Raw genomic sequence first — 9,820 nt, 5'->3', positions numbered from 1 at the left:
ATCAGGACGAGCGACTCTTCCCACAAGTTCGCATCATCGAACACACCATCTCGGGACGAACGAAACAGCAGGCTGGCGGCGAACAAGAGACCGCTACTTTCGGAATCGGTTGTCATTGATGAGCTTCCATGCCTTCTTCGCCGCGCTGTCTCCGGACTTGGACAGATCGAGTATCTCTTTCAGCGTTCGATTCCTGAACTGGTCCGGGAATTCTCGATTGATGGATCCGCGACAGTTTCGTCCAATCCAATCCACAGCTCGAGATGAAAATTTCTCGATGGCGTTTCTCGCAAGCACCTGCTCTTCCGGAGCAAGGGCCTCCATCAAGGCCTCCAACTGACGCACATCGCCTCTGGCAATGGCCGACTGCAACATCGCATTCGGGCTGTCGACGCTTTGGAGGCCGAGTGGATCGACACGCGTCAGAGGGTTGCCATCCGCATAGGGATAGGGCGACAGACTGCCTGACGCCAGGCCGAGGGGATCAGGTTGTGTGTAGCCGCCGTGCTGACGGTCGTAGTACCGGAAGTAGTTGTAGAACAGCCCTGACTCCTGGTCCGCGTACTGCCCGGGGAACCGCAGGTTGAACGTGAAGTCGCCGAGACCGCTCGGATTGGTCTCCGGAGCGGTCGTCCCGAAGGGCTCTGAAATCCATCGCCAGCGGACCACGTTGTTCCTGTCGACCACCACGCGTGGCGTGTTCAGGTGGTCGGTGTGGATGAAGTACACGAGCGGATCGCCGCGCGGATCGGCAGGGTTCGGCGTGAAGACCACCATGGGCGTGTCGCGCAGCCAGACGTATTCGCGCAATGCCTCGCCTGTGTGGTCGTATTCGCCGAGCAAGTGCCCCTGCTTGTCGTACACGAAAACGACCGTGTAGGCCGGACCCCTGCTGCTCGCCTTGCGCACCCGTTGTCCGGCGGCGTTGTACGTGTAGGTGGTGGTGACGCCATCCTTCGTGATGGTCGCGAGCTGGCCTCTCAGGTTGTAGGTCGCCGAGTAGTTGCGGCCGTCGGAGAGCGCATTCCCGGCGCTGTCGTAGGTGAACGTCCGATTGGGTTCAGCGGCTGTTGGCTGAACGCTGAGGGTCTGTACCACCGCCAGCATCGCCATCGCGATGAATTTCTTGATGTTCATGGGCCTTCCTGTTCCATGTGGTTCTTGGATGGCAGGAAGTCTCTGCAGGCACTTTGAGGAAATCGTGCAGAAGGCCCTGTTGGCCTCATGTCTGTAGCCACGCGTAGTACAGCGCGCAGCAACACCGCACGCGTGCGATTCGTTGCACAACGGCGCGCCCCCTCAGGGTTTGCATCGAGCGGTTACACGATGGTACGGCCTTAACTTGCGCGCCATCCAGCACTTCGACTGGAGCAACCGAGACAAGCCATGAACCGTAGAAGACTCCTGCTTTCCCTCACCGCGCCGGCGTTGCTGGCCTCCTCGCTGGGCACGCCGCGTGTGGCCCGTGCGGCCGCGGCCGACAAGGGCCTGATCGGCGTGTCGATGCCGACCTTCTCGTCGCGGCGCTGGGTCGACGACGGGCTCAGCATGATGCGAACGCTGAACCGGCTCAACTACAAGGTGGACCTGCAGTACGCGATCAACAACGCCGCCGACCAGCCGGGCCAGGTCCTGAAGATGATGGACGGCGGCGCGAAGGTGGTGGTGATCGGCGCGAGCGACGGCAGCGCGTTCACCGCGGTGCTGGACACCGCCGCGAAGAAGGGCGTGAAGGTCATCGCCTACGACCGGCTGATCCGCGACAGCGGCAACGTCGACGCCTATGCCACCTTCGACAACTTCGAGGTCGGCGTGCTGCAGGGCCGCGACATCGAGGCGCGCCTGAAGCTGCGCGACGGCGGCAAGGGCCTGATCGAGCTGTTCGCCGGCGCGGCCGACGACAACAACTCGCACTTCTTCTACAACGGCGCGATGTCGGTGCTGAAGCCGTACATCGATTCGGGCGTGCTGGCGGTGGGCTCCGGCAAGGTGGCGATGGCCGAGGTGGCGACGCCGCAATGGAGCGGCGCGATCGCGAAGGCGCGGCTGCAGGCGATGCTGAAGACGCTGTACGCGAAGCGGCGCCTCGATGCGATCCTCTCGCCGAACGACAACACCAGCGTCGAGCTGCTGACGGCGCTGCAGGGCGTGGGCTACGGCACCGCGCAGCCGTGGCCGGTGGTGACGGGGCAGGATGCCGAGCTGAACTCGGTGCGCTCGATCCAGCGCGGCGAGCAGTCGTCGACCGTCTTCAAGGACACGCGGCAGCTGGCGGTGCGCGTGGCCTCGATGGTCGACGAGTACATGAACGGCAAGCCGGCCACCATCAACGACACCAAGACCTACAACAACGGCGTCAAGGTGGTGCCGTCGTACCTGCTGAAGCCGGTGTTCGTCAACAAGGCGAACTGGCAGCAGGTGCTGGTGGAGAGTGGGTTCTACCAGCAGGGGCAGATCTGACGGTCGACGAAGGGTAGATATCGACGCACAACCGTTGCGCACCGGCGCRGAATGGACCGTGCCGGCAACCCCCAGGAGACGGCCATGTGCGCAACAGCGAGGTGGACAGCATTGCTGATCGCGGCGTTCGCGGCAATGGCCGTGGCGACGGCACAGGAAGCCAAGCCGAAGACCGAGGTCTACAAGGCCGCGACGGTGAACGTCGGCAACATCGTCCCGCCGCGGGTCGTCGCCCCCTGTCAACCCGGCCGCTGTCCGTTCGCCGGACAGACCGTCACGATGCTGATCATCAAGGAGGCCAACGAAGGCGCCCTGGGCGAACTCCGGGCCGAGTTCGAGGCCGCCACCGGCGCCAGGCTCAACCTGGTCCAGCTCACGCACCAGGATCTCTTCCCCACCTTCATGTCCGACCTCACCACCCGTGCCGGCAAGTACGACGCCGCGTACGCCGGGGCCTGGTGGCTCGGTGAACTGGTGGCCGGCGACTACATCCTGTCGTACGACAAGTACTTCAAGGACCCGCGCTTCCCGGCCTGGAGCCTCGACGACGTGCTGCCCGCACCGCGCAGCCTGCTGTCGTATGCCGGCAAGAAGTACATGGTGGCCAACGACCACGACGGCCAGGTCATGTACTACCGGCGCGACCTGCTCGAAGACCCGCAGCACCGCGCGGCCTTCCGGCAGAAGTACGGCTACGCGCTCGACGTGCCGAAGACCTGGAAGCAGTTCCGCGACGTGGCCGAGTACTTCGACGGCAAGGACCTCAACGGCGATGGCGAGCCCGATCACGGCCTGTCGATGCACCTGAAGGTCGGTGCTCAGGGCATGTTCCATTTCATGTCGTTCTCGGCGCCGTTCGTGATCGGCCCCGGCAGCCCGAAGCTGTACTGGTTCGACCCCGCGGACATGCGGCCGCTGATCGCGAGTCCCGGGCACGTGCGTGCGCTCGAGGCCCTCGTCGACCTGGTCCGCTTCGGACCGCGGGACATGCGCTCCTGGGACCTCGGCCAGAGCTGGGACTACCTGCTGGCCGGACGCGCGGCGCTGACCTTCACCTGGGGCGACCTGGGCGCGCTGGCGCAGCAACCCGGCAGCAAGGTCAAGGGCAAGATCGGCGCGGCACCGGTGCCGGGCACGCGCGAGTACTACAGCCTCGCGCGCCGCGAATGGGTCACCACCGCGCAGCCGAACGTGGTCGGCAACACCACCGGCGGGTCCTGGGCGGGCGTGATCTCGAAGTACTCGAAGGCGCCCGAGGCGACCTACTACCTGCTCGCCTTGATGGCGACCCGGGAGAAATCCAAGGTGTACGCGGTGCGCGGCTGGGACGGCATCGACCCCGGGCGCCGGTTCCACTTCCTGCCGCCCGACGGCACCGGGCAGGTCGACACCTACCTGCAGGCCGGCTGGAACGAGGTCGACGTGCGCGACTACCTGCATGCGTACTTCGAGAACTTCAGCAACCGACTGCAGTTCCCCTACCTGCGCATTCCCGGCGCCTTCAGCTACTGGCAGGCGCTCGACGTGCACCTGGGCGAGGCCGTGGCCGGCCAGCTGAGCGCCGAGGCGGCGCTGAAGGCCGCCGCGGTCGACTTCGAGGAGATCACGCTGCGCCTCGGGCGCGAGCGGCAGCGCAGTGCGTACCGGCAGTCCCTGGGACTCTAGAGTTCGGCCAGTTCTCCCAGCACCTGGTCCAGTTGCCTGGACACCTCGTGCAACAGCGCGCCCATCCCGGCGTCACCGGCGTCACCGGCGTGCGCCAGGCAGGCCTGCTCCAGGGCGGCCGCGGCCTCCTGCAGCGCCGGCATGCCCAGCGTGCCGGCCTCGCACTTCAGGTCGTGGGCCGATCGCATCGCGGCCTCGGCGTCACCCGCTGCCAGCGCGGCCTGGAAATGCGACACGAATTCCGTCTCGCGGTCGCGGAACATGTCCAGCATGCGGCGGTACAGCGCGTCGTTGCCCCGCACGTTGGCCAGGCCGCTGGCGCTGTCGATGCTGGTGCCGGTGCGCCGCGGCTTCACCCAGCGCGCCAGCGTGGCGAACATCTCGTCGACGACGATCGGCTTGGCGATGTGGTCGTCCATGCCGGCCGCGAGCACGGCCTCGCGGTCGCCGACCATCGCGTTGGCCGTCATCGCGATCACCGGCAGGGTCCGCAGCGCCGGTTGCTGGCGCAGTGCACGCGTCGCGGCATAGCCGTCCATCCGCGGCATCTGGCAGTCCATCAGCACGGCGTCGAAGCGCTCGCGCTCCAGCATGTCCAGCGCCTCCTGGCCGTCGCAGGCGACGCTGACATCCACGCCGGCACGGCCCAGCAGGTCCACGGCCAGCTCGCGGTTGATCGCGTTGTCCTCGACCAGCAGGATGTGCGCGCCTGCCAGTGCCGCCCGGCGGTCGAGCAGTGCGTCGGCGCGCCGCGTGCTGCGCGTGGGCGCCAGCGGCACGCGGCCGAGCGCGGTGATGCAGGCATCGAGCAGCGACGAGGGCGTCACCGGCTTGGTCAGCAGCGCACCGACCGTCAACCGCTGTTCGGCCAGGTGCTGGCGCACCTCGTCGCGCCCGAAGGCGGTGGCCATCAGCACCACCGGCGCCGGGTGGCGCAGCCCGGCCCGGTCGACCAGCGCCTGCGCGCAGGCCACGCCGTCCATGCCGGGCATCTTCCAGTCCAGCAGCAGCAGCTGGTACGGCCGGTCGCCGGCATCCGCCTGCATCACCCGCCGCAAGGCCTCTTCGCCGCCGGCGGCGGCGTCGGCGTCCAGGCCCAACGCCCGGCTCATCTCGGTGAGCACCTCGCGCGCGGCGGCGTTGTCKTCGACGACGAGGACGCGCGTGCCCGGCAGGCTGTCGTGGTGCGTGGCCGGGGGCTGCGCCGCGGCGCCGGGCTGCAGGCTGAAGCCGAGCTCGAAGTGGAAGCAGCTGCCGCGCCCCGGCTCGCTGTCGACCGCCAGCTCGCCGCCCATCAGGTGCACCAGGTGCCGGCTGATGGCCAGCCCGAGGCCGGTGCCGCCGTAGCGCCGGCTGGTCGAGGCATCGGCCTGCGTGAAGGGCTCGAACAGGCGATCCTGTTCCTCCCGGCTCATGCCGATGCCGGTGTCGCGCACCTCGAAGCGCAGCCGCGCCGGGGTGCCGCCGGCGCCGCCCGCATCGCCCGCGTCGCCGGCGTCAAGCACCCGCACCGCCACCACGACCTCGCCCGTGGCCGTGAACTTGACGGCGTTGTTGCCCAGGTTCAGCAGCACCTGGCCCAGGCGCGACGGGTCGCCCACCAGCGCGGTCGGCAGCTGCAGCGGCAGTTCGAGCAGCAGCTCGAGGTCCTTCTCGTCGGCCTTCATGCCGACCACGTTGCTCAGGTTGTCCATCACCTCGCCGAGGCCGAACGGGATCGACTCGATGTCGAGCTTGCCGGCCTCGATCTTCGAGAAGTCGAGGATGTCGTTGATGATGCCCAGCAGCGATTCGGCCGAGGCGTTCACCTTCTGGATGTAGTTGTGCTGCCGGGCATCCAGGCCGCTCTGCAGGGCCAGGTGCGACATGCCGAGGATCGCGTTCATCGGCGTGCGGATCTCGTGGCTCATGTTCGCCAGGAAGCTGCTCTTCGCGCGGTTGGCGAGCTCGGCGGCGTCCTTGGCGCGCTGCGCCTCGGCGAACACCGATTCGAGGTGGGCGATGGTGTCGGCCAGCCGCTGCGTCATGGTGTTGATGCTGCGCGCCAGCAGCCCGATCTCGTCGCCTGATTCGACCGCGGCGCGTGCCGACAGGTCGCCCGCCGCGACGCGTTCGGCCACGTCGGTCAGGCGGCGCACCGGCCCCACGATGCTGCGCTGGAAGCGCCAGGCCAGCAGCACGGCCGTCAGCACCGCCAGCAGCGCGAGCGCCGCGGCGGCGAGGCGGGCGTCGGCGATGCGGTGCACGGCGCCGGTCAGCGCCTGGCCGAGGCCCGCCTGCTGGCCTGCCGTGAGCCTGGCCAGGCGCTCCAGCATCACCTCGGCCTGCGGTGCCACCTGGGTGCGGTACAGGTAGAGGTCTTCGTAGGCACGCTCGCCGTTCTGGATGCCGATGATCTGCAGCGCGAGCTCGGTCACCTCGGCACGCTGGCGCGCGAGGTGGTCGAGCAGCGCGTTCTGCTGCGCATCGAGCACGGCACGCCGGGCCGCCACCGCGTTCCAGGCCGCGGCATTGGTGGACAGCTGCGGGCCGTAGGCCAGCTTGAAGCTCAGCTCGCCCGACGCGCCATAGGCGATCAGGTTGGTCACCATCGCGTCGAACGAGGTCTGGAAGCGCAGCAGGTCGGACACCAGCTCGCGGCTGTGCGGGCTCGATTCACGCGAGCGCTGCAGCTCGAGGATGCGGCTGACGCCGTCGAGCACCTGCACGCGCCTGGCCTGCACATCGACGCGCGAGAGCCGCAGCGCGGGCTGGTTCTTCAGCGGGTTGTCGTGCAGGTCGAACAGTTGCTTCGGCAGGCCCTCCCAGCGGCGGTAGTCGGACGTCAGGTCGTTGACGAGGCGGGCCGCGCCCGTCTCGGCCCAGCTGTTCGACATGGCCTGCAGCGCGGCCAGGCGATCCTCGAACTCGCGCCGGGCCACCTGGTACTGCTGCACGTCCTGCGGGTCGCTGAGCACCAGGTAGCCGCGCACGTGCAGTTGCATGCTCAGCAGGCTGGCCTGCGCCTGCGTCGAGGCGAGCGACGCGGGGCGGCGCAGGTTCTCGGCCAGCGCGATGTCGTGCGTCAGGTGCTGCGCCCCCAGCAAGGCCAGCAGCACGACGAGCACCGTGACGCCGGCCAGCACGCCGAAGGCGGCCGTCAGCTTGCTGCCGATGCCGAGCGCATGCCAGCGCTCCCAGCGCGCCGGCCCGTTCATCGCGGCAGGCCGAGCGAGGCCCGGAAGGCGCTGCGCTGCGCGTCGCGCCCGAGCCGCACCGTGATCTCCTCGAAGTCGACGGAGGCGGCCTTGAGTGCGGCCTGCGGGCTCAGCTGCCCGCTCGTCGCGGCGGCCAGCCGCAGGTCCAGCGACTGCCAGTAGCTGAAGGCTCCGGGGATGCGCAGGTAGGGCAGCTGCAGCGGGTTGCTGAAGGTGTCGTCATAGGCCTGCAGGTACTGCCGCACGTCGGTGGCGTCCCAGCCGGCCTGCAGGTAGTCGTTCAAGCGGCCGCTGCCCTTGGGCGGCAGCAGGTGGTAGCGGCGGCCCGGGTCGATGCCGTCCCAGCCGCGCGCGGCGTAGACGCGCGATTTCGGCTCGGTGGCCATCAGCGCCAGCAGGTAGTAGGTGGCAGCCGGCACCTTGGAGTCGCGCGAGATCACGCCCGCCCAGGAGCCGCCGGTGGTGTTGCCGACGCGGTTGGGCCGCTCGGTCTTCACCCACCTGTGGCGGCCGACGTCGTAGTACTCGAAGGTGCCGGGCAGCTGCGACGAGCCCACCTTGCCGCGCACCCGGCTGCCCGGCTGCTGCGCGAGCGCGCCGAGGTCGCCCCAGGTGAGCGTGAGCGCGGCGCGCCCGGACAGGAAGTAGTCCCAGCCGCGACCGAGGTCCCAGTTGAGCATCTCCTTCGGGCCGAACTGCACCAGGTCGACCAGCATCGAGAGCGCGCGCACGTGGCCCGGGCTGTCCAGCAGCGGCTTCATGGTCTGCGGGTCGAACCAGTACAGGTGCGGGTTGTCCGGGCCGATCACGAAGGGCGCGGACAGCGACATGAAATGGAACATGCCCTGCACCCCGGCGCGCAGCGGCAGCAGCAGGCCGTGGTCCGGCTCGCCGTCGCCGTTGAGGTCCTTGCCGTTGAAGTAGTCGGCGATGTCGCGGAACTGCTCCCAGGTGGCCGGCGGCGCCAGCGGGTAGCCGTGGGCCTTCTGGAAGGCGGCCCGGTGCTGCGGGTCCGCCAGCAGGTCGCGCCGGTAGTACATCACCTGGCCGTCGTGGTCGTTGGCCACCATGTACTTGTGCCCGCCGAACTCGAGCAGGCTGCGCGGCGCCGGCAGCACCTCGGCGATGTCCCAGGCCGGGAAGCGCGGATCCTTGTAGTAGCGGTCGTACGGGACGATGTGCTTGCCGGCAACCAGTTCGCCGAGCCACCAGGCGCCGGCGATGCAGGCGTCGTAGCGGCCGGTGCGGTTGGTCAGGTCGGAGATCAGCGTGGCGAACAGCTCCTCGTGGGAGCGCTGCACGATCTCGAGCGTGGCGCCGGTGGCGGCCTCGAATTCCGGCTTGATCTCCAGCACCGGCCCGCCGATCCCCTGGCCTTCGGCGACCAGCACCGTCACGTGCTGTCCGGCAAACGGGCAGCGGCCCGGTTTGCAGGGCTCGGCCACGCGCGGCGGCAGCACGTCGCCGGGGCGCACCACGGTCGTGTCGGAACCCTTGAGCCGGGGCTGCGGCTCGGCGCCGTGTGCCAGGCTCGCGCCGAGCAGCCCTGCTGCGAGCGCGTAGACGGCCCGCGCCGGCCAAAGCTTGCGACCCATGCTCGTCTCCTCAACGCACACCGCTGGGCGACTGGGATCTTGCGCCTTCGGCCGCGGGTCTTGAACCTCCGGCAGGCCGTTTCCAGGGTAAACGAGAAGGTCGAGTCCGGCATTGACAAGCCGATGCATCGGCACATCATTCTCGCCAGCAGGGGACGTCTCTCCGCTCGAACGGAGAACCAGGAGAAGGCGAATGCGCGAGGCTGAGCGATGAAGATCGCCACGCGACTCAACCTGATCTCGCTGGCGGCCATCCTCGTGATGACCGCTGCGGTGCTGGGTGCTGCCGTGTTCTTTCTCGGCGCGGCGGGCGGGGCCGGGTTCATGGGCGCGATCGGGGTCATCGCCTTCGCCGCCTTGTGCCTGAACGCGATCGCGGCCGGCCTGTTCGGGCGCTGGCTGTTGCGCCGCATCGGTGCGACGCTGGACTGCGTGCGGCGGATCGAGCAGGGCGATGTCTCGGCGCGCATCGATCACGGCGGGGCGGCCGACGAGATCGGCGCCTTGCAGCGCAGCATCAACGCGATGGGCGAGTGCATCGAGCAGCGCGCCCGGGAGCAGATCGAGACGCAGGAGGCGCTGCGCGCCAGCGAGGCGCGCGTGCGCCGGGTGGTCGAGTCCAGCATGATCGGCGTGTTCTTCTGGGACACCACGGGTGCGATCACGGAGGCGAACGATGCCTTCCTGGAGATCATCGGCTACGCCCGCGACGACCTGCACGCCGGCCTGGTGAACTGGGCCCGGCTCACGCCGCCGCAGCAGGCCGATGCCGACCAGAAGGCCATCCAGCAGCTGCGCGACACCGGCCGCTGCCAGCCCTACGTGATGCACTACATCCGCATGGACTGGAGCCTGGTGCCGGTGCTGATCGGCGGGGGGCTGCTGAGGGAATCGGTGCACCAG

Annotated in this window: 6 protein-coding genes; 3 read left to right on the top strand and 3 right to left on the bottom strand. The window is 68.7% G+C overall.

Annotated elements, in window-relative coordinates; genetic code table 11:
- Positions 1 to 93: 93 nt before the first annotated feature.
- Positions 94 to 1,137, bottom strand: a complete 1,044-nt coding sequence (locus AC1D15_RS09110; RefSeq protein WP_477825730.1) for an RHS repeat domain-containing protein — start codon at positions 1,135 to 1,137, stop codon at positions 94 to 96.
- Positions 1,138 to 1,386: 249 nt separating this feature from the next.
- On the opposite strand from AC1D15_RS09110, the gene AC1D15_RS09105 reads away from it, so the two are divergent.
- Both AC1D15_RS09105 and AC1D15_RS09100 read left to right on the top strand, forming a co-directional pair.
- Positions 1,387 to 2,460 (top strand): substrate-binding domain-containing protein, encoded by a 1,074-nt coding sequence (locus AC1D15_RS09105; RefSeq protein WP_477825729.1) that lies wholly within the window; start codon positions 1,387 to 1,389, stop codon positions 2,458 to 2,460.
- 84 nt (positions 2,461 to 2,544) lie between these two features.
- On the top strand, positions 2,545 to 4,125 hold the full coding sequence (locus AC1D15_RS09100) for an ABC transporter substrate-binding protein (protein WP_477825728.1): 1,581 nt from the start codon (positions 2,545 to 2,547) through the stop codon (positions 4,123 to 4,125).
- On the opposite strand, the gene AC1D15_RS09095 is transcribed toward AC1D15_RS09100, so the two are convergent.
- Positions 4,122 to 7,322, bottom strand: a complete 3,201-nt coding sequence (locus tag AC1D15_RS09095; RefSeq protein ID WP_477825727.1) for a response regulator — start codon at positions 7,320 to 7,322, stop codon at positions 4,122 to 4,124. The two genes, AC1D15_RS09100 and AC1D15_RS09095, sit on opposite strands and share 4 nt — an antisense overlap.
- The gene (locus AC1D15_RS09090) at positions 7,319 to 8,917 is read right to left on the bottom strand and encodes an ABC transporter substrate-binding protein (RefSeq protein ID WP_477825726.1); all 1,599 of its coding nucleotides are present in this window, start codon (positions 8,915 to 8,917) and stop codon (positions 7,319 to 7,321) included. Before AC1D15_RS09090 ends, AC1D15_RS09095 begins: the two co-directional genes overlap by 4 nt.
- A gap of 210 nt (positions 8,918 to 9,127) precedes the next feature.
- Between AC1D15_RS09090 and AC1D15_RS09085 the strand changes: the two genes are divergently transcribed.
- On the top strand, positions 9,128 to 9,820 hold a 693-nt coding region (locus AC1D15_RS09085; protein WP_477825725.1), incomplete at its 3' end, for a PAS domain S-box protein.

This window comes from Rhizobacter sp. P2_H2 (assembly GCF_056403375.1).
The sequence above is the reverse complement of the archived record's forward strand: the minus strand, read 5'-3'. Positions and strand labels throughout refer to the sequence as shown.